The organism is Pantoea rodasii (assembly GCF_002095465.1).
Taxonomy (GTDB): Bacteria; Pseudomonadota; Gammaproteobacteria; order Enterobacterales; family Enterobacteriaceae; genus Pantoea; species Pantoea rodasii.
In genome coordinates this window covers 15,628-39,777 of sequence record NZ_MLFP01000023.1, presented here as the reverse complement: position 1 = coordinate 39,777, position 24,150 = coordinate 15,628, and the positions used below count along the sequence as shown (strand labels likewise).

Genomic DNA, 24,150 nt, shown 5'->3' with positions numbered 1-24,150 from the left:
CTCTCAGTACCTGGTATGCGAAGAAATAGCTGCAACGACAAAAACACGCTCCTACTACGTCTCCCCGTAATGATGCTAAAATGTTCGGAAAAATCTTAAAGAGAATAATAATGAACGCTCTGACCGTTTCGCTTGTCGCTATCATGATCCCCGGCGTCATTATGGCATTGATTTATGATACCTACACGCAGCACAAAACCTGGGATTCCTTTCGCTACATTCTGATGTCGATTGTTTTTGGAATAACGACATACCTGGTGATGCAGGGGCTTATTTCGGGATATCAGTTCCTTCATGGAATAAAAGATACCAAGTCTATAGAATGGTATCTGCTTTCAGTATGGTCTGTGGCGAACGGTGAAGAAAAAATAACATTAAATCCGTTGGAAATATTATGGGGTGGATTTCTTTCTGTTCCGCTAGGACTCTTCACTGTGTTTGTGTCAACCCGAAGAACGCTGCATGAGTTTTTGCTCAGGAAAGGCATATCTAATAAGTATGGCGATGATAACGCCTATATCCGCTCTCTTGAAATTCTTCATAAAAACGGCGGGAGTTGTTATGCACTCCTTCATGAAGATAATCTTCTGCTCAACGGAACAATATTTCTTTATAACGAAAGTGACAAAACTCAGGAACTCGGCCTGGAAAACGTAACGGTTTTGCATGCGGAGACTGGAGAAAAGCTCTGGATGACGAATTTTATGTATCTGTCAAAAGAGTACGGCAAAATGGTAATTTTTGAAAACTTTATAGAGGTGTCTAAAGATGTCAAAGGATCAGGATCCGAAAACCCAGCCGCAGAATAATGTTTTTCATGCAGTCGCAATGGATGGTCGTCAGGTAAAAAGTGATGGATATCAGCTGCCTACCTCTGTAAATCAGTTAATGACAGAAGGCGTGCCGCGGGGGCACCGTCAAAACGTTACGGGTCTTCAGCCGAGAGAATACGGGAAACAGACGGCGCCTACGACCTCTCCGCAGCGGACGTTTGCCCCGGCAAACGGGCCGAAAATTCCGCCCAAGAAATCCTGATACTAACCTCTTACTCGCGGATGAAACATAAACATAAAAGGAAGTTACTCATATAACTTCCTTTTCTTATGTAGAGTAAAATTTCACTCACAGGTTTATCACGTAGTGACCAAATCCTGCATGCCCTATTTTTTTATAAACTCAAAACTCGTTTTCCCGGCGGTTATTCCAAGCAACAGTTTCTCTTCAGGTTTTGGATTGCACAGCGTTTCATAATCAATATTCATTAAAGCAATCAACTCTTCCAGATATGAGATCCCATCCTTGATTATTTTTGTCATGTAAATTAAAAAGTGAGTATTATCAGGAGGATAATCGAGAGCGGTTTCACTGCTAAATATTTTATGTGTGCCATCCAGTTTCACGTAGCTGTTAATAGCTGTTTCGAGAATCCATTGGTTATAAAATGCCATTGCGTGGTTATCTGACATCTTATCAAGAAAAAAGCGCATCTCGGGCCGCCACTCAATCGCTTTTTCAATTAACTCAGGTTTTATGTGCCCAACAAATTTGTTTCTCAGATACTTAGCGAATTCGAATTCATTAACAGACTGCCGGTAACGCACCGAAAGTTGAGGGTGTTCCCGATATATTGTCCTTACTGTAAGTTCGAAATCAACAAGGTTCGCAACTGAGATCAGTGCCTGTTTAAAGAGCACCATGGTAAAAAGGTTGCCAAAGCCGCTTTCTTCAAACACGCGATCAATCTCTTTCAGGTCAGCCTGAATAAGGCGGGCTTTTATCAGATTTACAAGGCTTGCTGTCATCGTAGCTCCTTAAAGCTGGTCTCGGTCAGGTTTTTTTTAATTCACAGAGTATGGAATTAGGCCAAATGTGTCTACCGGGCACTCTTGTCTGGATGCCTGGCCGATGGTGGAAAATGTCAAAAAGAGGTTTCAGGCGTATTCTGTAACTCACAGGAAGAAATTCGGGGAAGTGAAATGGGCGAGGAAAAATTCATCTGCCACGGTTGCGTGGGGGATTCGTATGTCAGTAATGAGATAAAGAAAAATGGCAGTTCTGAAGAGCGGTGTAGCTACTGTCATAGCAGAAAAAAACGGTGCCGCTTAGTGAGCTGGTTGAAGCCATGCACAGGGTGTTCCAACTGTTTTATCAATCGCGATCTGACGGTGATATTTATCGCGGATACAGTCTGGGGAATCCAGCTGAAGATACTATTTCCGATGATTTAGAGGTTGAAGGGGATATTGCAGAAGACATTCACGCGGCATTGAAAGAAGAATACAACGATATTTATGAAATGGAAATGACCTATAACGATGATTACGTATATAAAAGAACAGACTTCACTTCAGGTTTACTTGAAAAAAAATGGGATGAAGTAAAGTTTTCGCTTCAGAGTGAAGCGCGTTTTTTTAATAATAACGTAAAGACTTTTTTTGAGGAAATCTTTAGCGAACTGGACACCTTGAGGACAATAGAGGGCAGAAATGCCGTAACCTTCATTGACAGCAGAACGCCTATTTTCAGGGCAAGAAAATTTGACAGCTACGAGGAGGTTGAGAAGGCGCTTCAGCATCCGGAGAAGCACTTCGGACCCCCACCGCATCCTCTGGCAATGTCCGGACGCATGAACGCGCAGGGGATCCCCGTTTTTACGGGGCTACTACCCCGGAAATTGCGACTGCTGAAGTCAGACCCGCCGTGGGAAGTTATGTTGTTGTGGCAAAGTTTATCCCTCTGAGACCACTGCGCATCCTCGAAATGTCCGCCTTGGACGGTCTGGTACAGGTCAGCGGAAGCTTGTTCGATCCCGACATGGAAGAAAAAATGGGTACAGCGTCATTTCTGAGAAAGCTGTCACACAAACTGACGCTGCCCGTTTCGGGAAACGCAGATAGCGAGTATTTGATTACTCAGGCGGTGGCAGAATATCTTTCTGTTTCTGTTGCCTGTGAACTCGATGGACTCAGTTTTAAGTCAACACAACAAACCGAAGAAAAAAATGAGAACTCAAATCCCTTTAATATTGTTCTATTCAGTAAATCATCTTCTGTACAGAATTCAGATCATAACATGCAGCAATATTCGGTAAACCTGTTCGAGTACGAATATGATGACGAAGGATCTCACTCATGGATAGAACCCGTAATTAATAAAATAGAGCATGGTTCAAAAGATATATTTTTAAAAAGAAGTAACAGCTTCAAGTTGAAAGACTATGCATTGCAACTGGATGCCAGTGGGATTGTTTTTTACAGAATCAAAGGTGTGATGTTCCAAACCGCGGAGTATCCAGTTAGACTTGGCCATCCAATAGTCTCTAAAAGCTGACAGCAGTTATGATGCGCTTATTGAGTGCTCTGCCGCGGTAAAACTCACCCTCGGACGCTCGTATTACGTAAGTCTTTGCAGCACCAGGTAGTCTGCGTTGCACACCTGGTATGGAAAGGAATAATATGAACGGATATCACCACGATCAGTCAGAGGTGTGCGCGACAAGTGTCATCCGGGTTGTACTTGCAGGCTACCAACTCGGGTATAATATGACTGCGAGCTTTCCATCTGGCCACTGCCGAAACGAAAATAATGGATTAATATGAAACTTACCAGACTTACGATAAGAGGGATTGGAGGTATAAAAAACCTCGATTTGGAATTTAAGCCTGACATGAACATAATTTGTGGCCCCAATGGAATAGGTAAGTCTACAGTTCTTCTTGCCGCTTCCTTTCCCTTTATCTGGGGGGCATCATTAAAGGTAAAAAAAATATCGGCGCGGATAGGGGGTTGATTGAGTTAAAATTAGAAGACGAAGGGAAGGAGTATGAACGTGTAACAGAAGTGACGAGTTATTTACCGCAGGATCACGCAAACCACCATCACCATGATAGCTTTGAAAGAAGAAAGCTGATTAAGTTTGAAATAAACAGAAATTTTGATTATCAGGGGCTGGGCTCTATCAGTGCTGACAGGCATATTGATGACAGCGAAGTTTCTCAGCAACTGAACACGGGCGTCAACCTGTACAATATTAAAGACTGGCTCGCAAAAAGAATTTTATTTGAAAAGGTTGAGCCGGGATATGCACCTAACATTTTAAAAAATATTGATCTCGCAAAAAAATGCATTTCTATACTTGATATTAATTTTTCATTCAGTCGCGTTGATCCCAGAAGTTATGATATTTACGTAAATACTCCTTCAGGAGAAATATGGTATGAATATCTTTCATCTGGTTTTAAGTCGTGTCTTAGTCTTTTATTAGGCATCATTAAGGAAATTGAGCTCAGATTTCCTGAAAAGGAACTTTATGCTCCTGATTTCGATGGAGTCATCCTTATCGACGAGTTGGAACTACATCTCCATCCTGAGTGGCAAGCCAGAATAACTGACGCTCTGACCACAACATTCCCGTCAGCTCAGTTTATCGTTACGACTCATAGTCCTCATATTGTTCAGAATGCAAAATCACATCAAATCATGGCGTTAGTTTACGCTGATAACGGTGAGGTTTGCATGAAAAACTTACCTGATAATGGTTTTGGTTACTCAGCCTGGACAGTTGAAGAAGTTTTGCTGGATATTATGGGCATGGAGAGCACTCTGAGCAGAAAATTGCAGCATCAACTTGATGATTTTGACAGGTTTGTGGATGCAGAAGATTTCGATGAAGCAAAAAAATCTATGATTATCTTGATGCTGCCTTACATCAGAACAGTGTACTGCGCAAATCCCTGAAAATAAGTCTTATGTCTGTCAAGAGCAGGGAAGGAAAATGATAAAATTAGAAAGAAATTTTACCCCTGAGTTTTTCAGTAGAGAAAACCTTTCTGAATTAACTGATAAATTTAAAAAGAATGGCACTCCGGTTTGGCATCATCCGGAAGTTAAAGATGCCTGTCTTTCTCTTAGTAGCGGTAAATGCGCTTTTTGTGAAGTTATACTTGAAGAAGCAAGTACCTACAATGAAGTTGAGCATTTCAAAGATAAAAAAACTTATCCGGATGATGTTATTCAATGGGAAAATCTTTTGCCGTCGTGCCGTCATTGCAATGGTTCAAAGCACAGCCATGACGTTGTTTTAGAGCCCATTATAAATCCGTGCCATGATGTTCCTTCTGTTAATATTTATATGAGGGGATATCGTATCAAAGGGCGTACCTATTTAGGTGAAATGACAATAAGCACACTAAATTTTAATCACAGAGAGCATAAGTATATTCCGCGCTGCAAGGCTGGAGAAGTTATTGAAAGCAGCCTCGAAGATGCTCTTGAGAAGCTTGAATGGTATCTTCATTCGCCTAGTACTAGGCGCAAAAATAATCTTCAGAATATGGTTGAAGCCATACTGGGTGAATGTCAGAAAACGGCGCAATTCTCTGCAGTTTCAGCAACCATATTGCACGATTCAGATGATTATGAGCAGTTAAGGACTCATATGCAGCGTCATAATCTGTGGACTGACTTCATGCAGGAGCTTCACATTGACTCGCAAGCTATACGTCTTCCAGACCATAGATGATGAGGATACCGGCCAGGCACTTTACTCTGGATGCCTGGTACTGAAAATAATATCACAAGGAAGAGGATGCCTGAGTTCAGATGAACCTGCGGCACCAAGCTGATACCGGTATCCGTTACGGTGGGTGCGCAGTGAGGTGTGCACAGCGGCCACCGGATACTCTGAAACAAGGTGGCACGCCTGATAATATTCCGGCGCTGGCAGATAAAGCTGACTCTTTTTATACCGGACTTTTAATAAAGAACGAAACGTTATAACGGTTTTGATCGATGATAAAAAGAGCCAGCTCATCAATAAGGTGCTTCAATGCCGTCAGAACCTCTGATTTATTATTACTCATCATTTCATTATAACTTTTATAGGTTTTCTTACCCAGGGGCACTTCACCTTCGCCATCGTCATAATCGAGCCTGTCTTCTGATACCTTTTCCAGAGCTTCATTTTCATCAGTAATCAGCGCTCTGAGATCTTCCGTATATGACTCCGCAATTTCAGCCAGATATTCTATGAACCAGGTGTCTTCAAAATTATCTTCATCTTCATCTTCATCTTCATCTTCATCATCGATGATGTCATTCTGAGTTGTCAGGATGATAAATCCAGCGCTCGTCGTGCTCAGCAGGGCACCGATAAATGATTCTGCACTGTGGTTTTTAAAATAATCGATGGTCTGTTCGACCTCATCATCGGCGAAGACTTCTTCCAACAATTTCAGATGGTTATTTATATTCAGGACCTCCCTGACCCCCTGTGAAATGTAACTGCTTACCACTTTAAGAAACCTGGCCTGATTCTCTTTCTGCAGAGAAAGATCCTGTTTTTTCCTTATTTCCTTCCCCATGCCAATGGTTTTCTTTGTACACTTCTTCAGCCCGGCTATGATTTCATCTTTATAGGAAGTGCTGCAGACTTCAAAGATAACGGATTCGCTCATGTCTTCAATCTTTTTTGCAATAACGTGAGTAAAGTCTCTCCCGCCGCCCTCATAATGAAACAAGACTTCATGGTTATGATAGCTGAGCCGGGTATCCTGCAGAGTACTCATGTTTATTGCATCTGCGGTCGAACTGAAGTTCATTGAGCCCATATATAAGGAATCATCAACCTGAAGCAATTTTATGTGTGTATGGGGATTGACGACGATTTTCACTTTAACGTTATTTCTACATGCAAATAAACTTTCAAAAGCCGTTATTACGCCTGTTATCTGCTTTTCAATTTCATATTTTTTGAGGCTTTCGTAATAACAGAAGAAAATACTGATTGAAGGATTACTGGCAGCGTTTTTTATGATTTCCAGTACATCTGAGGAGAACGAGTTCATAACGGTATAAGTCATGACAGTGATTTCTGTTGGCCGGGTCAGACCAGTCTGATTTGCGTCTGGGAACCGGTCACCCATCAATTCTCTCAGGCCCACCCCCATCTGACGAAAGTAAACTTCCGGAGGGGGGAGATCCGGCAGGCGTGACTGATCCTGAACAGATAAATGACGATGTTCGACCTCTTCCTCATAAAACTCCCGGTCCAGCCCCTCAGTTTTGAAATAAAACTTCCAGTCATTCATTCTGCTATTCTCCTGAAAAAATTAACACAACGTCGTTAACCTGACTGCATAAAAACTGTATCTTTCATTTACTGTCGATAACACTGCGCCTGAAAAATACGGATGAAGTGGTTTCATTCTGTACATACAGTTTTTTTAATTGCATTACAGGGCTTTCGCCTTTTAAAAAAGGCATTAGACACAGTAACCTCACATGGAGAGATAACTGTCGATGCACTCTATCACAGCTCTTGACCCACAACCGTTACGCAGAGATGCAAAGACCCGATATGTTGTTATTCCTGAATTTTCAAAAGTAACGTATATGAAAAATGAAGGCCCTGACAATGATGAGGTCATCAACATGCCACCTGGTCAGCTTCCGTCAGATTTTTTTGATAATAAATAAAAAGATCTAGTTAATGATGAAGGCGGCCCCTTCTTTTAGAAAGGGTCGCTCCCACGGCAACGTACATAATCTCAAACAGCCTGCCGATTAATTTATTGATTAAGATAGATGTTAATAATCACATTATAACATTAATTCAGGCTGATTCGTACAAGCTGCCGCGCTTCTTTTGCTACATTGCAGATAATGTCCAAAAAAATTCAGATAAGACAGGAAATAGCAGCTGATCTCAGCGAAATCCACTGCGGCGGCCCGTCGCCACAAGCGAAGCCTAAACAGAATGAGTTTTATGTTTTAGTTAATACTAATGGTTGTGGGGAAATGTTCATCCTTAAAATGATTAATCATCTTTAGGTCCACAATACAAAAATGATTTGAATCGAGGCTGTAATTTCAAAAATATCGCTCGGCGATAACCACGTATTAGAGCAACAAAAAATGGCGCAAAATACTATTTATGTTAAATATCAATAATTTAACTATAATACAGGACACTATTGTAAGACCAGATTGCTTGCCGTTCTGCGATCCAGTGTTAAGACACTTTGTGAATCTGGGCAAGTCCTGCATCCGACCTTATATAAAAAATCATCAGTAAATCGGTGACCTGTTTCCCGTAGTCAAGCCTTGGCTATAGCAATTGCCATGAAAAAAGCCACCCATCCGGGTGGCCTGTCGGGTAACTTACAGTTTGCATCTATACATCAAGCAGTGCGACAGAAGAGGCTGAACCAGAGCTTATTTTCGCTGTTGGGCAGCCACCGTAATTGCTCTTTTTCTGCAATTAGGAATCACAAGTATCTGGCATATGGCCCTAAGAGATAAAGGCTCAGTACCCTGCAGAAGGCGAAATGTCATTACCCAGACAGGTACCACTTTATTACACCAGTGCGCCCTTGACGGAATAAGCTAAAGCTTATAATCTCAGTATCTATAAGCTGTAACTTATAGGACGCACTATGTGGACAGTACTCTTTGGCGATCTCTTTGACGCCTGGCTGGATGAACAGGAAGACGGCCTGCAGGAAAAGGTTCTGGCCGACCTTATTAATTTAAGGACGTACGGCCCGGCTTTGTCCCGGCCTTATGCCGACACCGTCAAGGGTTCCCGTCATAAGAATATGAAAGAACTCCGCGTACAGTATGGCGGTATACCGGTCAGGGCATTCTTTGCATTTGATCCGACCCGACGGGCCATCGTGCTTTGTGCTGGTGACAAAAGTAACGACAAGAAATTTTACGAGCGCATGATTCGTATCGCCGATGATGAGTTTACTGCGCACCTGAACACAATGGAGGGGAAAAAATGAGAACGCTTGACGAAGTAATTGCTGCACGCTCTCCTGAGAGTCAGGCCCGCATCCAGGATATCGCTGACGAGATGATCCTTGAAACCGGGTTACAGATGATGCGGGAGGAATTGCAGCTGTCACAGAAAAACGTAGCTGAAGCCATGGGTATCAGCCAGCCTGCCATTACACAACTGGAGCAGCGTGGAAACGACCTGAAGGTTGCTACGCTCAAGCGGTACATTGAGGCGATGGGAGGTAAACTCAGTCTTGATGTCGAGCTGCCAACCGGGAAGCGCATAGCCTTTCACATCTGATACGCACATTCACAGTCTGGCCTGATTCGGGCCAGACAGATACGCTGAAAACAGTATCAGAAAATAATTAAATTAATATTAATACACATCCATTTTTAAATCATAATGCTATTTCTTTGAGGGGAATTCAGGCATGTAATGGCTCCCATGATCGCCTGACGCTTCCCATTGCCACCACCTGCCAGCACCGTATTCACGGTCGTATATTGCTGCTTTGACCCGCTTACGCTGCAGATACTCCGGTGTGTTCATGCCAAACACTTCCATGGGGAGCGCTTCCGTTCCCGGCACATCGGTCAGCACGAAGTCCGGAAAAACGTCCTCTTCACCGTCGTAGCGCAGCGGTTTGATGAACGCGCGCTTTTCCTCCCACAGCCGTGCCTCGACCATTCCCTCATAGCGGGAGTTCAGCGGAATATAGCGCGGGCTGACGGTCATCAGCGCCGCGTCGATTATCCTGCAGCTGCTGCGCGGCACGTTACGACCGTCTTTGCGGATAAAAGCGGTTTCCGGCGGCTCGGTTTCGCAGATAATCATCACCCGGGCACCCTGGCGCCAGTCTCTCAGCTCACGCGTAAAGCTCCTGCTGAGGCGGGCCCTGACGTCATCAGGAAGGTCCAGTGAGGGAAAGCCTGCAAACAGCCCCAGCGGAAGCGTGTACTGCAGCCGTTCATCGGCCGCATCGCTCCACGCGGCCAGCTGAGAAATGATGATGAGCCGCCGTGAATCTCTGGCGGCTTCCTTAGCAATCCGGCGGTTCTCTGCCACCTGTGGGGAATCTTTCATGGCCATCAGCATCAGCGACTGTCTCAGCGGAATCCGGCCGATGCGGATGCGTCCGGCCGTTTCATTAAGGCGCCAGCTGACCCAGCCGGGATAGCGTTTTTTCCGGTCAAACGCGGGGTGCCATACGTTGATGCCGGACTGCTCCCACAGCAGATGCAGCAGCCCCAGCAGGCGCATCGAGGGCTGCCGTCGTCGCTTAACGGGTCCGGTGCTGACCGGGATCGCTTCCGGTTTTCTTTCCTGAGCGTCTTTCTTCTGCAGGCCGGTGGGCAGGCGGACCACAAGCAGGCCATCCGCCGCGGCTTTTACCACGTCGGGCGCATAGATAGCGGCCTGCCTTTCGTCCGGCCAGACGGAGTAAAAGCGGCAGTCTGGTGCGTGCTCGTGCGTGCTCGTGCCCGGAGAAGGCCCATGAGGCGAGCCAGCACTGGTCCGTTTTCTGTGACAGATGTACCTTAAGGCGCCGGCGCTGCGTGTCTTCCTCACCGGCCTGGCACAGGCAGGTCACTACCGTGGTAGCCTTATTATCGCGCGCGTGTTTCAGCCAGCGCTGCCACTGCTCCGGGTCAGCGGTACGGCACGCCGCATCGCACTCCCGCGTGCCCCGCAGCCCGGCGAACCGGACGGGGTATATTTTCTTTGCCGCCATAAGCTGAGCCTCCCCGCGCCGCAGTCATGCGATTGTCTTTTCACCCCGGTTGATCCGGAAGAGTACAGCGGTCAGCAGCACCAGTCCCGCACACAGTGAGAGAGCCAGCACGTCAGGCTGAGTAACGCTGGCAAGCCCGCGATACGCAATGGCAGCCAGCGGGCCTGCAATAATCTGAAGAATAATCGTCCTGCTTCCTCCGCTGTAAGCGGACAGAATAAAAGGGAAGATGCCGGAGACAATACCGGCGGTCAGGAATAATACTGTTTCATACGTTGTCATATTATTTTCCCTCGCCTGTAGATTTATTTCATTCAATCCGCGGACAGGTCACCGGCAAGGATTCATTCCAGAGCCGGTAAATTCTTCCTGATACAGACGAGCAATAACGGGTTCATCCTGAATGACCAGCGCGTTCTCCGCATTTCTTTTTTCGGCAGAAGACGTGTAATTAAATGAGCCGGTTTCCACCGCGCTCCCGTCGGTCACCATGAACTTATTATGCATGATGCTGTACAAGCCATTAAGGCGGACGTCTGCGTAATTGCATATTACTTGACTACCCATTTGCATTTTACTTGACCATCGCCAACAAAAATTTTCAGCTCCGCTGATGGCTGAGTGATGCCTGTTTGAGGGGCTGCTGTCTGCCAGAAGCGGACGTCACTAAAGCTACATTGGAACTCTTGCTGACTGTTACATAGGATTATTTATCGAACGCCTATTAGGCTCTGTTCCTCCTGTAATAGTCTCTTAGCCGTGAGTATTGCACGTCTTGCTCAAGGTTTGCAGCAGCCTGGATAATGTCATCAAGGCAAGTACCCAACTCTTCAGATAACCATTGGCGTTTCTCACCTGCAATTACGTAACCCAGTAGCAATGCTGCTTCGGCAGGAAAGCGCGTGCACAGTCCCGATTCAAGTAGCCGGTGTACGACATAATATGGATGTTCAACAGGTATCAACCAGTTATGTACGTCATCCAAAGCAGAGGGAAATTCGTCGCCAGTAGCAATGATTAGCCGGGCCAGTGAAACAGTCATTTGAGAAGTGACCAGATCCCGGGATTTCGGCCAGATGTTTTGCCACAATGGCCGGACTCGATTTTTCCAATAATCTTCTCTCTTGTCAGCCGCCCCTTCTTGCGCCTGACAGAGTGCCAGAGCACACTTTTCAAGACCTTCTGACGGAAGTGCGTTAAAAGCGGTACGAAACTCTTCGGTTGTGTAATCCGCTGTCGGGCCTAATGCTGCGTATGTTAAGAAAGTTGCGTATTGCTGACGATGATCGCCGAGTTCTGCATAGTGGTTTGCACTATCAAGGCATTGAGATTTAAAGGCCGTCATCAATGGCTGGTAAAGGCGAGGCGACCAGAGAAAGCCTTCCCAAACGGACTTCGCCTCAAACGGATTGTCCCAGTTGAAGAATGGTAAAAGATATTGTTCTGTCCAGGGGCGGTCTACACGGAAAAGTGCAATTAGCTGTGAACTCAACAACACCCGCCCATGTATAAATCGCTCGATATCAGGATCACACAGCGCACTGAAAATGGACTTGAGATAATCGGGCAGTTGCTCGTTATCATTTGGATCTTGCTTGAACCACAGGTTGACCAGAATCTGAGTAACATGTCCGATGGGGTGATTTATCGCAGCATCGACCGGACTGTAGGATTTAATGCCGTTGCTGACAATATTTGCATCGGTACCAGCTTCAAGTGGTAATGCCAGTATTCTGCGACAGAGTCCGATAAGTATATCTTTGTGGTGGTTTATAACCTTAGAAGCCGTTTCCATCCACCATGCCACACTATGGATAATCTCCTTAAGAAAATGATCAGGCATGGTCTGGACCACAGGTGCAACATAATGCCACGAGAGTGACACCAGACCATCATCAGACCAAGCCTGGAGAGCTACACGCCATCGTTCAGGGGGCCAGATATCACTTTTGGCCAGATCGCAAAGTGCATACGCACTATGAAAGAATCGAGTACGGCAAACATCTCTCCAGGTATCTTCGTAAATAGGTCGTTGTTTAGGTTCGGTTTTTTTGAGCCATATAACCAACTCCTGTCGATTTCGGGGGGCCGGTTCAATGTTCTGGCTGTCCTCATAATCCGGATCGCCTGTCCCACTCATCCAGTGAGAAAACTCGTCACGCTCGTTGTCAGCCAGCTTAAACGCTGGATACCTGTTGGATAATTCTGCCAGTCGTGCCGTTGCCGATTCTCCCAGTTCCAGATCAGAAGTTTTTAGTTTAGCCAGATGCAACCAGACAGAATGATCAGTAATAGATTGCCACCTTTCATCCTCAAGATTATCCCGATACATTCTGCGTGGTGGCCCAGCAAGGATTGCGGTTTCTAGATTTTCCTGCGCGAGTCCGCTCAGATGCCTCCCCTGTAACACAAACAACCTGTTGACTTCCCGTTTGGTCTCAACACACCACAACCACCATGAATCATTGCTCAACAGCCATTTAACCCATTCTTCGGAAGAGATACAGTTATCATGGCTGGCAGCAAAGAGAGCCAGTCGCTTGAAGGTAGGATAAGGGAGTTCAATCCATCCTTGCGCAATGATTGCTGCACGTGGGATGTCATTAGCCCGAACTGCGAGCCATGAATCCCGCAGCAGCGCAATTAGACTAACCCAATCATGAAATCCCCGGTTCTGCCAGTGTGGGGTAATGGATGGAAGATCCCAGTATGAACGATCTCTAAACTCATCAGCCTCACCCAGCTCATGCAAAAGATCCAGCGCATCCCGTAAAAGCTGTTGAAAATCGTTCAGCAGGATAGGTAAAGCTGTATTCCAGTTGCCTTTAGCCTCTTCGTCCAGAGTGGAGTACACATGGTCTGCGGCGAGTACCAGTTCCCAATCAACTAAGTGTCTGATGCTGAGTGGTTCATCAGTGTCACTTACGCCGTAATCCCAACGAATGGGCTTCCTCAATAAAATTTTTGGAGACAGTAACTCGCGCAATTTCAAACGCATTGTAGTGGTTAAGCCGTCTATTTTAAGCCGACTAAACCAGCTATAGAGATCAGAATTATATCCAGCTGATTTTAGCCGCTCACTGAGTAGAAGGTTCCATAAGGTGCACATATGGGGGCCAGGAACAGCTTTAGGGGCATTTAAACGAATTTCATCCAGTTCAGCGACCTTCCCGTTTAGCTTCAGAGTAGCAAGATTGTCTAATTTTTGCTGAATCAGCCACATACAGCGTTCATGAAGTTGTCCTCCTCGCTCGGCTATCCAGATAATCAGTCGGGGGTCGTCCAGATGGCGTATCAGCAACGGGAAATGTGAGTCATCACATCATCCCATTGACTATCGGTCGAGCCCCATGAGGCCAGACACATATATGGTGCGCGTGTGTAAGAAGCGGGGCGTCGGACCAGACTAAATCGAAGCTTCGTATCCACCTTTTCCTGAGGAGGGACACCAAACCGGGCTAGATCTTCATGCCCAAGAGTCTCAAGACTGAATGTCTCCAGTAACCAGTCCAGTGAAGGAACGGGATCGAAATCAGCAAAGCGTTTCGCGGGTAATCCTGATTTATCCGATAACGCCCACAGCATCCGCCCGACAAAATTGTCCTGCCTCGTCGTATCCTGTGGCCGTGCGGGAGCATGTTTGACAACTATCGCTTCTTTTCCCTGGACCCCATCACGATATGTATCTGCCCAGGCATGTAGGGTTTTATGTAAGGCAGAATGGTCTCTGCTACCGGCCGGAACATTATAGAGAACAGGGGTAACACCTTTAGCCTCCCACTCATTGGCTTTTTGCTCTTCCTGTCCAGGTTCACAATCCCCCAGAGCCCAGGCCTGCGGGGTAATTTCACCCAGCATACGGTCAGCCGCTAATGCATCCATCATGTAGCGCAATACAGGGTCATTGATACTGTACCCCACAAAACAAACCACATAGTTTCGGAACAACTCACTTACAAAACGAGCAGCCCAGCGTTCAGTCAGATATGCCAGTCCGAAATCGCCACTGGTAACAACCAGCCGGTTCAGGGCTGTATCATCAGGCTTATCAGGTATCAATCCATGCAAAAAGACCAGTCCATCCCATCGGCTATTTTTGGGAATAGGTAACATAGGGGATGAATATTCGTGGAAGGTTTGGCGAGTACGTTTGGCGGCTACGTGAAAAATACGGTCAAAGTTCGTTGTGACCAGTTTTAGTGACCCTTCACGATTACGTGCCAGACGTAACAGCGCTGCCTGAGTATCTACGGCACCTTTGATGCGGGTGTTTGGTTTCAGTGCACTCACAAGTGCGCGGCGAACGGTAAGTCTCTGACCGGGCAAACGACGTTCAAGAAGATCTAATGTGGCATCATACTGCCCCCGATCCAATACAGCTTGTTCAAGTTCCGAAGGTTTTGTTCCATTCAGTCGGTAAATTTCCTTAACCAACCCTTCAAAGCCCGGCAGACGCGCAGGATATGAGATGCCCGCACCGCAGAAAAATACCACTCGACCTTCCTCATGAGCCTGCAAAAGAGACTCAGGAATGTCAGGGCCGTTTGTTATAAATTGCATTCCTTATGCTCCTAACTCGATCTGCCTTGCACTCTAGCCGAAAATTCTTTGAAACCTTATGAAGGCTGATGCAACAGAAGTAAAACAATATACATAATTGACGAGGAAGGATCTCCACTTCCACTGGTAACCGATCCTCTGACCTGCCCCCTATTACTTCACTCAGAACGCTGTTAGCAATGTCCGCAGTTCGCTAATTGAGGTCCTTTATATTTGGGGCTTAGCCCTTCATCGTCATAGGAATCATGGGCATCTACCCACATCCTCACCAGTGTTCAGAGGATGTTAAAACGTGCCCTTCGTAGTAGTGAAGGTAAACGCCCCACATTTTGGTTTCGTAAAACCATAAAAAACTTGCCCACTAAAACAAAACATGCCGAGGGTTGACGATGGTCTTAATTAGGTCTAAATTAAGACCACCTTCGGGTAACCCATGCGGATGGGGTCACAATATGATGATTGAACTAAAAGCGGCTTAAGTGCCGATGATTTGTTGACCATTTAGCGTCAGCACGGAGTTAAATGATACTCAAATGAAATGAGTTACTTCGTTAAATAGAGGTTTATTAAGAGGAAAGACTATGAGAGTCGAAACCATTAGTTATCTGAAAAAGCACGCCGCGGTGCTTGATCTTGCAGAGCCATTATTGGTCACACAAAACGGTGTGCCCGCTTATGTTGTTGAGTCGTATGAAGAGCGCTTGAAAAGAGATAATGCAATCGCATTGCTGAAACTCTTAACTATCTCTGAAAAGGACAAAAGCGAGGGACGCACGTATAGTCGTGACCAGTTAATGGCAAGTCTTTAATACTTGCTATGACTGGAGGGCACATGCCTAAAAGCAACACAAAAAAAGGTGTTATTTACACCGAGACGTTCAAACTCACTGCTCGCAATCTTTTGAATTTTCTTTCGACCAGTGTTGAAGAGCCAAAAGAAGTACTTAATAAACAACTCGATGAGTTTGAAAAGAAAGTTGTTGTTTTCCCTGAGAGTTGTCAGATTTCACCTGACTTGCTTGAATTAGGCTGTGACCGTTATCGTGAATGTATTACCAGGGATGGTTATCGCATCCTTTACTCCTACGATACAGAACAGGAGGAACTAACTGCCCATGTCATTCTTAGCAAACGACAGTCAGTCATTCAGTGTCTTTTCGAGAGACTAATCGCTTTGTAAAGCAGATGAATGAAGCCACTTTAGTGGCTTTAATTTTATCTGCGATTTTTTAACAGCCGATTGTTAACTTGAGTAGACCTTCTATCTAAGCATAATTTTTAGTTGGTAATGACCAAGTAATTTGCAAACGGGTAGTCAAGTGAATGCAAACACTCAGGACGTCCACGCCAGCTGTCCCACCAGAGACCAGCGGTCACGGCTTTTCTTTTCATCAGCAACCAGCCTGACCTTCACACCTCGCGCGACGGCGTCTGACAGCGCCTGCGCCACCGGACGGCTGGTAAAGTCATAGGCCGCTACGTCGGCGCTTTGTCGTGCGCTACCGGTGAACTGCAGTATCAGAACCAGCGCCGTGCCGCCGGGGGAAAATCCTGCTATCATGGTGGCGCTGGCATAGGGAATAATAAGGAGAAAAAATAACGATTCAGCAGTCAGTATGTATTTTTTTCAACATAAGCCCACCAGTATATATATAGAAATGCATATTTTACCGCCAGTGATATATATAGCACATCCATACTCACCCTTTGAAATAAAATATAACAAGATAGACCCTAAGTTATCATCCCGTGAAACCGATAACATTAAATTATCAGGGAGGGGTAACATGAATGAATTCCACGAAATAAATATGCTGACCTTAAAGGATGATATTAACGGAGCCTTTTCGCTCATCTGCAAATGGAATGAGAACGTAGCCCGTAAAATCATGAAAAAAGCGGCTACCTCGTGACGCCGCATACCGGCCGTGCATTCTGGGCATGGGTTCAGGAAACCCTGACCCGGGCAGCACGGTCTCGGCGATGTGGTTACAGGGCTCGCGCTGAGCGTGAGGCGCCGGTCCGTCTCTGGCAGCAGCAGGTGGCAGAAGATTATGATGCCTACACGCAGATGATGTCTCACGCCCCCTGATAACAAATACTCAGCGCCTTGCCTGCAAGGCAACGCAGTGCAGACGAAACGTTTAAATAATTTATCCTTATACAGAGAGACATACACTGAAATGAAAACAGAGCAGCATGTGCCAGATAATATGATAATAAGCAGCGAAGACAGCGCTTCAAATAGTATTAGAGCCGTGAAAGTAGGAAGGATAAGTAAAGCAACTCTCAGACGTAACGTCGCGATTGTGTGGACTGTACTTCTTGGTTTTATATTTATATTAAGCTTACCATTTTCCCCGGTTGTAATGACCCCTGGTATATTCTTGCTTTGTTTAACTGGTTTCTGGACAGGCCGGTTAATAAATAAGTGGACTGATAAACCGTTTTCTACGGCTTCTGCAGACTCTAAACTGTACTGGTTATTTAGTCGTGCCGCCTACAGGCCCGGCCGTTACGTGGGTATAAAACTTAGCGCTGATATCAGTAGCAGGCCAATGCACGAGTGGGTTGCCGAAATGGCTAAGTTTGTTTTAAAGGAACCCTGCACGCTGTCCCGCCCGCTGATTTTACGCTCACACCTGCTCTCAAACAGGCGGTTTCGTGAACCGCTGACTGAACAGCTCATAGCTGCCGGCATGTGCTGCACGATTCGGCGCGATCTGCCGGTGCTGTTTCCATTCCTGTTAAAATGGTTTACGCCTGCCGTTATGGTGCTTGGGGGGAAGCTCCCCTCTCTGTATGCGCGCGAGGTTGAAATAATTGTCACTCCACGAATACAGGCCAGCTGACAGTGTGCTTCAGCAGTGAACTGAAACAATTTTTTCTGGCCGCGCTGTAGCTGAACCTGAGTCGCCGCGGAAGTTCACTGTACCCTGTAACGTCCGTTACCTTGCCTGCCCTGGCTTCACTCTGCGCTGAAGCCGTCCGCAAGCAGGTGGTGCAGATGGTCATCAGCTCCTCTGGCCGCTTCCCGGCGCCAGCCCGAGCGCTGCAGCAGTTTATCGAGCGCGGGCAGCTCGCCGGTGATGCGCGCGGGCAGGGGTATGCGCTGGCGGCCGTGCTCGTCAAAACCGGCGTCGAGCGCTTGGCGGTTCAGGTAAATGCCCGATACCGAAGGGCTCAGGCGCAGCTGCCTGCGGCCGCCCCATTCGCTTTCTGCCAGCACCATGTAAATCCACCCGGTGAGCTTCACCGCGTGCAGGGCGTGCTGCAGCCGGAACAGATCGTTCTGCCCCTGCAGGTTGCCGCTGCCGGCGCGCCACAGATAGTCGAGTTTACCGGGCAGGTCGGCGCGCAGTCCCTTTTCCCGGCCCTCTTTCAGCAGCCAGCGGATATCACCCGCCATTTCCCGGGGAAAGCGGCGCTGCTTTTCGGCGGTTGACAGCCAGCGAGTGAGAAAAAGATTGTCCTGCGCGGGGGAGGTCGTGATCCCGTCGTGGCGGGCAGTGTGCAGCGCAATCAGCCCGCATCACGCCAGGTGGCTGACGTTAAGGTTGTCGTTATCCATAAGCGGTGTCCTTCGTGCAGGACCACAAAAAACGTGGCCCTGGAATCCGGCATTTTATGACATCATCCGCCCTCAGAGAACCCCGCCATCGCTGTCGCGGTGGAACTCCACCTTATCCCGATCCGGGAGTATCAATCACATTCTGCATGGCCAGCATGATGCCGGGCGACCATTTTCCCGTTATGGCCAGCTCCTCTCGAAAGTAACCGGCAATCCGTAGCCGGGTGGTTTCAAGTCCACGACTGCTCCTGTCATCCGGTAAACCTCTTCTGAATCCTGATGCTGCTGTTCAGTTTCCTGCATAGCACATACCTCTCAGACATAGCCGGACGGGCGAGCAGTGCGCAGCCTGTCCTGTAAATGCCGCGTGAGCGGCATGGAGGCGCCAGAAACCGTTCAGGACGGCACCTATGCCATCGGGCGCCGTGAGCCCGGCAGAGCCGGTTACAGGGACGATGGTGGCGAAAGCCCAACCCCGCCCTGACCGACGCCGTTTAAGCAGCGGCCTGTCAGCAGCTTATCAGTCTGACGGTCGTAGACGAAAGAAAGAAACCGCGGGCCTCAGACTTAACAGCAACACAAACTGGTAGTTACAGCATCCATTTATCAGCCACTGCAGTTCCGGCCCTCCGGGCCGGGGCGGCCGGGGGCTGGTCAGTGGGGGCAACCGGGGTGTCAGGTACGGTACGGGTCCGGGCTGAGACGGGCGTGATGGTTCAGGACTGTCTGACTGCAGTGAACGCTATGTCTGTTGTAACTAAATTCACCTTCCGGGGCCCGCGTAAGCGGGAGGTGCTTCAGATTCTGAGCGGCGCGGACGTTTACGGCCGCTGCGAGCGAAGGCCTTATTTATTCCCGCAGAATGCCGGCATGAACACCTTATTTATCTTTTCTGAATAATTCTTTCTGACGTAAGTCAGGAATGTGTTGCGGGTAATTTCAGGGTCATTTGCAGATAAACCATGCTTTACAATTGCGGGTAATTGTGGATAAAAAATCCGCGACCGGAGATTAACGCGGATGAAGGATTTTTTGCGGGAAAACACATGCCGCAGCGTGCCGGAAACGCGCGGTTTTATCTGCGACACAAACGGCTTTACCGCCAGTCAAGGCGGTAAAATTCACGGGATACGTCAGTGGACGACGTCAGGCGGGGCGGGCTCGTATCCGAGCCCCAGCTCCAGCTGGTTCAGGTTCTGCCACACCAGCCGGTCAAAGGCGTCCGCGTCGGTGTTCATCAGCTCGTGATTGGGCAGCGTACGGATAAGCCAGCTGGCCATCGCCGTGCGGCGATCGTCGAGCGGCAGCTTACTCAGCTTTTGCGGCGCTTCTCTTTGACCGCCTTTTCACGCCGCCTCAGCAGCGTGGCCATGCGCATGTTCTCATACCAGCGCTGGCGCGCGGCGCGCACCGATTCGTGCGTGCCAGGCTCGATGATTCCTTCCGCTTCCGCCTCAAGACGCAGATTGCGCTGGACGTAGAGTTTGTCCATGTTGACGCCGCACAGCTGCCAGAAACGATCGGTGAGCACGATATGTCGCGGCATCCAGTACCCTTCCACCGGATCCCACGCCAGGTCAGGGAGCTCAACCAGTCCGAAGCGCTGCAGTTCGGGCAGCAGGCGCGACAGCCGGCCCGGCTCTACCCGGGTGCCAGGGATGACGTCGCCGTTCTCATCTTTCGGGCTGAGCTCGGCGGCCAGACGGCCCACGTTCAGGGTGACCACCCAGGTGGCCATGTCGGCGCGCTGGACCAGCAGCGGAATAAGAGCGTCGATAAGCGCGCGCCGTTCCGGCCGGAAGTCACGCTCGCGACCGGCCGCGTGACGCAGCCTGACAAAGTAAGGGTTGCGCGAAAGCCGCTGACTCAGGCACAGCTGACCGGTGGATTTGTCCTTTACGACGAGCCGGCGCATGGCGTGACCGAACTCACCCGGCAGCGGGCGATAGGTCTGAGGCGCAAACCACACGGGTTCAGGACACTTGCAGAGGACGGAATGATCGCCGCGATGGCGCCCGTCGGATTTGGGATTCGGGCCGTTTAACCCGATTAAAATCTGGTCATTCACCCTGTCCCGAACTTATGGCGGACAGGGGTTGTCTTATGAACTGCATGCGTTATAATCCTTCACAGGCCAGCGCCTGCTTTTGGACCCCCTGATTTCTGAACCTTCCGCCAAGTTGAGACAGAATTCAGGGGGTTTTTGCATTCAGAGCCCGGTAAATCCCGCGCTCTGTACCCTGGACGTTTTTACGGATACGTCCCATCCGGTTGATTTTTCCCCGCGCCGCGCATGTCCGGCCACAGGTTTTCGCACATCCTCATCGTCGACCACCACAGTACTCAGATAAGGATCAAATAAGATCGCCGCCCGGCGAATTCTGAAAAGAATACCCATCTCAACCGGTTAAATCCAGCACAGATTGCGCATAGCACGAATCGTATGAATAAAAAAAGTTCACCGATAAAATTTCCCGTGACCGTCATCACAGTTCAGGTTTCGCCTGATTCGTGTCCGGCGTCTGGCATAAGACCGAAAATGCATGAAAAAGGTACGGTGGAACATCAGAATATTTGCAGAATATACGGTCGCAAAGGATCGCGTTATAGAAGATGCGCTGAGCTATTTGGCTGAGGCGTACCGTACAGGCACAAGCAACAAACAGCCTGAGCACAGAACTTCTACTGCAGTTCCTGATGAGATGACGGAATGTCAGTACAGAAGTATGACCGTGCCAGTTTGAAGTGACTGAGGAGATAGAACAGGAAATAGCGAAAAAAATCCCGGGCGGCTGGCCCGGGAGCAACAGGAGTAAGCACTTCCGGTCTGAGGCCGGTGATGTTGGATCCTGAGAGCATGTCAGCTATTGCAATACATCACACTGGTGTTGGCACGAGGAGTAACACACGGGATAATCATAGCGCCAGACGCGTCAATATTTGCCAGGAAGCGTCTGATTTAATGAGGGAGATGTCGGTCCGGTTACAATGTATTTAACGCCTTGATGAATTCGAGGTGAGAAATCCGTACCGATAATGAAAAATTTAGCACATTCAATGCGTTCAGATATTGCGGTTTCCGGGTCACTCCGCGCTCTGCCGCCAGAGCTGCCACATGGTCAGTCGTCAGCCACAATCTCCCTACCAGCTACCTTACCCTGAATAATGCAGTATCCTTACAGCAACAGCGGGAGGTCACCATGTATGGAAGATTTGTGCAGTACTGCAGCCGTGCTGAGTATTTTGACGCGCTGGCCTGAATCCGGATGAGATCACGTTCGCCCCTGAGCCCATCGGCCGATATAACGTAGCAACGGACACGCGCGTGCGGCTCCTCAACGAGTAGGACGACGCGCTGCTACTCGATCCGGTACTCTGCCCGGAGTGGTGGGATATGCAGCCGCTTTGGAACCATGGGCGCGCCATCGTGCCCGCTGATGCCTGGTTCGAATGAAGAAGGAATGCGATAAAAGCAGCCGTCCTGCATTTATCACATACAAAATCAGCCCCTGTTTTTGCTGCTATCTGAAGGCAGCCTTACAGGCATGGAAAAAAAAGTTTTTGTGATTGTGACGTCGGCCAGCAACAGGGGCAAGGTTGGTATTCACGACAGGCACCCGCTGGTGATTGCCCCTGACGCTGTTCGCGAGTCGCTGACCTGCCGGCGCCACACGAGGCATACGCTGTACCAGTCGTTTCAGTATGACTCCCCACCCACTTCGTCGTCCGGCTCGCCGCGCAGCTGCTCAATGGCAAAGAGAAGAGAAGGGGGGCATTCTTCTCTTTTCTCAATTAATGTGCCCAGCAGCCGCATCAGCTCGATGGCCAGCCGCTCACGGTTTATTTCTCCGCCCTCGCTGGCGAGCTTCATGCAGCACATCCCGGCCACGAAGCAGGCATCGTGATAAATGTCCTGGTTGGTTTCAATTTCACTCATTCTCATCAGAACTCCAGCTGACGCCGTGTCAGATAATGAAATGCAGGCATTGTAGGAAACTGCTGTCTCAGGCGACGCGAACCGCTGCCTGAGTGGAATTGAACTCAGGTTAACATCGCTGCGGGCTGGCTGCGTACATATTTTGTACAGGTAGTAATTGTAGCGGGTACACAAGGTAAGGTAATTTGATGCACTGCTGCCAGGGCGCACAGGCACAGGCTGATTTCGTTACGTTATGCACTTTCAAAAAACCGGGCTCTCGGAGCACTTCACTGACTTCGTCCAGCAGCTGCCTTAGGGCAACTTTTCCGGGAAGTTTACCCATGTTTTTCCCGTCACATGATGTCCGGGCAGCCCTGTCGGCAAAGGCCATGAAGCGCTCATCATGCCATACCTGCCCAATCATCATCATATTAATGCCAATCTGGGCACTGGCACTCGGGTCATACCCGTATCCCGGGCTGAAGATACTCTCCAGCGCTGGCCGCACGTCATCGTTCATGTGGCTGAAGTCCTGCTCACGATACCAGACCACGGACCGCTTAATCATGATGAGCAAAACATCCTTAAACTCTGCTTCTTGGTGTTCCGTCATAAATCCTCAGCGTGTTTGTCTTCAGCTGGCGCATCCCCCGGTGGCTTGCGGAGCCTCCCGATGCACCCATACGGTGTAGCAGTTCGCGACTTTATCGCGACGAGCAGGTCTCCCCCGCACCTTCAGAAATATCACATGCCCGGGGGGAATTTCATACCATATCAGGCAACTGCAGTGAAAGATGAGCAGGCGGCCTTATGTGCGGCTGTTACTTAAGGGTGACCGCGCTGAAACGCGAATGCAATTGCCCGGATGGGCGCACAGTAGGCGCAGAGTGTATTCACGTTTCAGGGAAGTCCTCCACGAGAAGGTGGTATATCAGCAGGTCTGCACTTCCCACCTTAACCCGGCACCAGAATGAGCGGTTCAGAGGTGTGTCCATAGGAGCCCGCTCGCCAGTGATGCGGGCGTGCTCTGATGTTGTAAAAGCAGATCTGGTTTTAAACGTGAGCGGACATTATCCCCTGACGGGCTGAAGAATTCGGGCACATAGCCGTCCGGCAACCTCATCGAGTTCTCTGTCGGAACTGGCGCGCTCTGCTGCGCTCAGGAAGCCCTGTTCGTGCGCATAACGCGTGGCGTCCGTCCGTATACGGTCAGCATGATGCCATATCATCTCCGTCTGCGATTCTGACAGTTTCCCTGCCTTACGCGCGGTGCCGGCATCGGCCTGAATGGCGTTAACGCGCAGGGAGATATGCGATAAAAGCGGATCACTCTGGCTTGCACCGTTATTATCGCGAAGGTCGTGCTGCAGGCTGATGTCGCAGGAGGGCCAGAACGGTGAGGGTGGAACTGCTGCCGGAACGTGTTTTACAGCTAACAGGATCAGTCCTGCCATCAGGTATTTCATATGTGCTCTTAAGTACTGGTATGTGCCGAGAGTGTAGTGGGGTTTTATAGATCCGCCAGACGGGCTTTCACATCGTTAACAACGGTGCCCTTCGCGTTACAGGCGGTTAAAAAATGG

At 48.6% G+C, this 24,150-nt stretch carries 22 protein-coding genes and 3 pseudogenes; 12 read left to right on the top strand and 13 right to left on the bottom strand.

The window, feature by feature from the left end; all coding sequences use genetic code 11:
• The first annotated feature begins 110 nt into the window (after positions 1-110).
• On the top strand, positions 111-809 hold the full coding sequence (locus HA45_RS20970) for a hypothetical protein (RefSeq protein WP_100701745.1): 699 nt from the start codon (positions 111-113) through the stop codon (positions 807-809).
• A gap of 351 nt (positions 810-1,160) precedes the next feature.
• Here HA45_RS20970 and HA45_RS20965 read toward each other — a convergent pair whose 3' ends face one another.
• A complete protein-coding gene (locus HA45_RS20965; RefSeq protein WP_100701743.1) occupies positions 1,161-1,802 on the bottom strand; it encodes a hypothetical protein in 642 nt (213 codons plus the stop codon).
• Between the two features lie 293 nt (positions 1,803-2,095).
• Here HA45_RS20965 and HA45_RS28370 point away from each other — a divergent pair, with 293 nt between their 5' ends.
• From HA45_RS28370 to HA45_RS20940, 5 genes and pseudogenes are all read left to right on the top strand, one after another.
• Positions 2,096-2,740 (top strand): hypothetical protein, encoded by a 645-nt coding sequence (locus HA45_RS28370; RefSeq protein WP_128599037.1) that lies wholly within the window; start codon positions 2,096-2,098, stop codon positions 2,738-2,740.
• Positions 2,647-3,330: pseudogene (locus tag HA45_RS20955) on the top strand (RES family NAD+ phosphorylase); the annotation flags it as partial. The gene HA45_RS28370 and the pseudogene HA45_RS20955, both read left to right, overlap by 94 nt.
• Positions 3,331-3,595: 265 nt before the next feature.
• Complete coding sequence (locus HA45_RS29180) at positions 3,596-3,790, top strand: AAA family ATPase (RefSeq protein WP_128599035.1); 195 nt, start codon at positions 3,596-3,598, stop codon at positions 3,788-3,790.
• The gene (locus HA45_RS20945; RefSeq protein ID WP_158087328.1) at positions 3,787-4,737 is read left to right on the top strand and encodes an AAA family ATPase; all 951 of its coding nucleotides are present in this window, start codon (positions 3,787-3,789) and stop codon (positions 4,735-4,737) included. The genes HA45_RS29180 and HA45_RS20945 overlap by 4 nt, the downstream gene beginning before the upstream one ends.
• Before the next feature lie 37 nt (positions 4,738-4,774).
• Complete coding sequence (locus HA45_RS20940; RefSeq protein ID WP_100701740.1) at positions 4,775-5,521, top strand: HNH endonuclease family protein; 747 nt, start codon at positions 4,775-4,777, stop codon at positions 5,519-5,521.
• A gap of 220 nt (positions 5,522-5,741) precedes the next feature.
• Here HA45_RS20940 and HA45_RS20935 read toward each other — a convergent pair whose 3' ends face one another.
• A complete protein-coding gene (locus HA45_RS20935; RefSeq protein ID WP_100701739.1) occupies positions 5,742-7,088 on the bottom strand; it encodes a hypothetical protein in 1,347 nt (448 codons plus the stop codon).
• A 211-nt stretch (positions 7,089-7,299) separates the two neighbouring features.
• On the opposite strand from HA45_RS20935, the gene HA45_RS20930 reads away from it, so the two are divergent.
• The 3 genes from HA45_RS20930 to HA45_RS20920 all read left to right on the top strand — a co-directional run bounded on the left by HA45_RS20930 (position 7,300) and on the right by HA45_RS20920 (position 9,082).
• Complete coding sequence (locus tag HA45_RS20930; protein WP_240629210.1) at positions 7,300-7,476, top strand: phenolic acid decarboxylase; 177 nt, start codon at positions 7,300-7,302, stop codon at positions 7,474-7,476.
• A 959-nt stretch (positions 7,477-8,435) separates the two neighbouring features.
• The gene (locus HA45_RS20925; protein WP_034822940.1) at positions 8,436-8,786 is read left to right on the top strand and encodes a type II toxin-antitoxin system RelE/ParE family toxin; all 351 of its coding nucleotides are present in this window, start codon (positions 8,436-8,438) and stop codon (positions 8,784-8,786) included.
• On the top strand, positions 8,783-9,082 hold the full coding sequence (locus HA45_RS20920; RefSeq protein ID WP_034822938.1) for a helix-turn-helix domain-containing protein: 300 nt from the start codon (positions 8,783-8,785) through the stop codon (positions 9,080-9,082). Before HA45_RS20925 ends, HA45_RS20920 begins: the two co-directional genes overlap by 4 nt.
• A gap of 108 nt (positions 9,083-9,190) precedes the next feature.
• Here HA45_RS20920 and HA45_RS20915 read toward each other — a convergent pair whose 3' ends face one another.
• The 5 genes and pseudogenes from HA45_RS20915 to HA45_RS28365 form a co-directional block, all read right to left on the bottom strand.
• Positions 9,191-10,354, bottom strand: coding sequence for a DUF1173 family protein (locus tag HA45_RS20915; protein ID WP_240629209.1), 1,164 nt, complete (start codon positions 10,352-10,354; stop codon positions 9,191-9,193).
• Between the two features lie 187 nt (positions 10,355-10,541).
• The gene (locus HA45_RS20910) at positions 10,542-10,799 is read right to left on the bottom strand and encodes a hypothetical protein (protein ID WP_100701738.1); all 258 of its coding nucleotides are present in this window, start codon (positions 10,797-10,799) and stop codon (positions 10,542-10,544) included.
• Between the two features lie 28 nt (positions 10,800-10,827).
• Positions 10,828-11,051, bottom strand: a pseudogene (locus tag HA45_RS20905) (phospholipase D-like domain-containing protein); the annotation flags it as partial.
• 190 nt (positions 11,052-11,241) lie between these two features.
• On the bottom strand, positions 11,242-13,740 hold the full coding sequence (locus HA45_RS20900; RefSeq protein WP_244563499.1) for a hypothetical protein: 2,499 nt from the start codon (positions 13,738-13,740) through the stop codon (positions 11,242-11,244).
• A gap of 71 nt (positions 13,741-13,811) precedes the next feature.
• A complete protein-coding gene (locus HA45_RS28365) occupies positions 13,812-15,077 on the bottom strand; it encodes an SIR2 family protein (protein ID WP_244563498.1) in 1,266 nt (421 codons plus the stop codon).
• A 581-nt stretch (positions 15,078-15,658) separates the two neighbouring features.
• On the opposite strand from HA45_RS28365, the gene HA45_RS20895 reads away from it, so the two are divergent.
• Positions 15,659-15,886, top strand: coding sequence for a type II toxin-antitoxin system Phd/YefM family antitoxin (locus HA45_RS20895; protein WP_004114519.1), 228 nt, complete (start codon positions 15,659-15,661; stop codon positions 15,884-15,886).
• A gap of 23 nt (positions 15,887-15,909) precedes the next feature.
• Positions 15,910-16,257 (top strand): hypothetical protein, encoded by a 348-nt coding sequence (locus HA45_RS20890; protein WP_100701736.1) that lies wholly within the window; start codon positions 15,910-15,912, stop codon positions 16,255-16,257.
• A 153-nt stretch (positions 16,258-16,410) separates the two neighbouring features.
• Here HA45_RS20890 and HA45_RS20885 read toward each other — a convergent pair whose 3' ends face one another.
• The gene (locus tag HA45_RS20885) at positions 16,411-16,638 is read right to left on the bottom strand and encodes a phospholipase D-like domain-containing protein (protein WP_240629208.1); all 228 of its coding nucleotides are present in this window, start codon (positions 16,636-16,638) and stop codon (positions 16,411-16,413) included.
• A 568-nt stretch (positions 16,639-17,206) separates the two neighbouring features.
• On the opposite strand from HA45_RS20885, the gene HA45_RS20880 reads away from it, so the two are divergent.
• The gene (locus HA45_RS20880; protein ID WP_100701734.1) at positions 17,207-17,929 is read left to right on the top strand and encodes a hypothetical protein; all 723 of its coding nucleotides are present in this window, start codon (positions 17,207-17,209) and stop codon (positions 17,927-17,929) included.
• A 116-nt stretch (positions 17,930-18,045) separates the two neighbouring features.
• Here the strand turns inward: HA45_RS20880 and HA45_RS20875 are convergent, their stop codons facing one another.
• The 5 genes and pseudogenes from HA45_RS20875 to HA45_RS20850 all read right to left on the bottom strand — a co-directional run bounded on the left by HA45_RS20875 (position 18,046) and on the right by HA45_RS20850 (position 24,021).
• On the bottom strand, positions 18,046-18,594 hold the full coding sequence (locus HA45_RS20875) for a DUF2913 family protein (protein ID WP_276308760.1): 549 nt from the start codon (positions 18,592-18,594) through the stop codon (positions 18,046-18,048).
• A 1,187-nt stretch (positions 18,595-19,781) separates the two neighbouring features.
• Positions 19,782-20,617: pseudogene (gene repA, locus HA45_RS20865) on the bottom strand (plasmid replication initiator RepA).
• 1,728 nt (positions 20,618-22,345) lie between these two features.
• Positions 22,346-22,585 carry a hypothetical protein gene (locus tag HA45_RS20860; RefSeq protein ID WP_128599032.1) on the bottom strand — a complete coding sequence of 80 codons (240 nt, stop codon included), beginning with the start codon at positions 22,583-22,585 and terminating at the stop codon, positions 22,346-22,348.
• 109 nt (positions 22,586-22,694) lie between these two features.
• Positions 22,695-23,180 (bottom strand): hypothetical protein, encoded by a 486-nt coding sequence (locus HA45_RS20855; RefSeq protein WP_128599031.1) that lies wholly within the window; start codon positions 23,178-23,180, stop codon positions 22,695-22,697.
• Positions 23,181-23,637: 457 nt separating this feature from the next.
• On the bottom strand, positions 23,638-24,021 hold the full coding sequence (locus HA45_RS20850; protein WP_128599030.1) for a hypothetical protein: 384 nt from the start codon (positions 24,019-24,021) through the stop codon (positions 23,638-23,640).
• Positions 24,022-24,150: the final 129 nt, after the last annotated feature.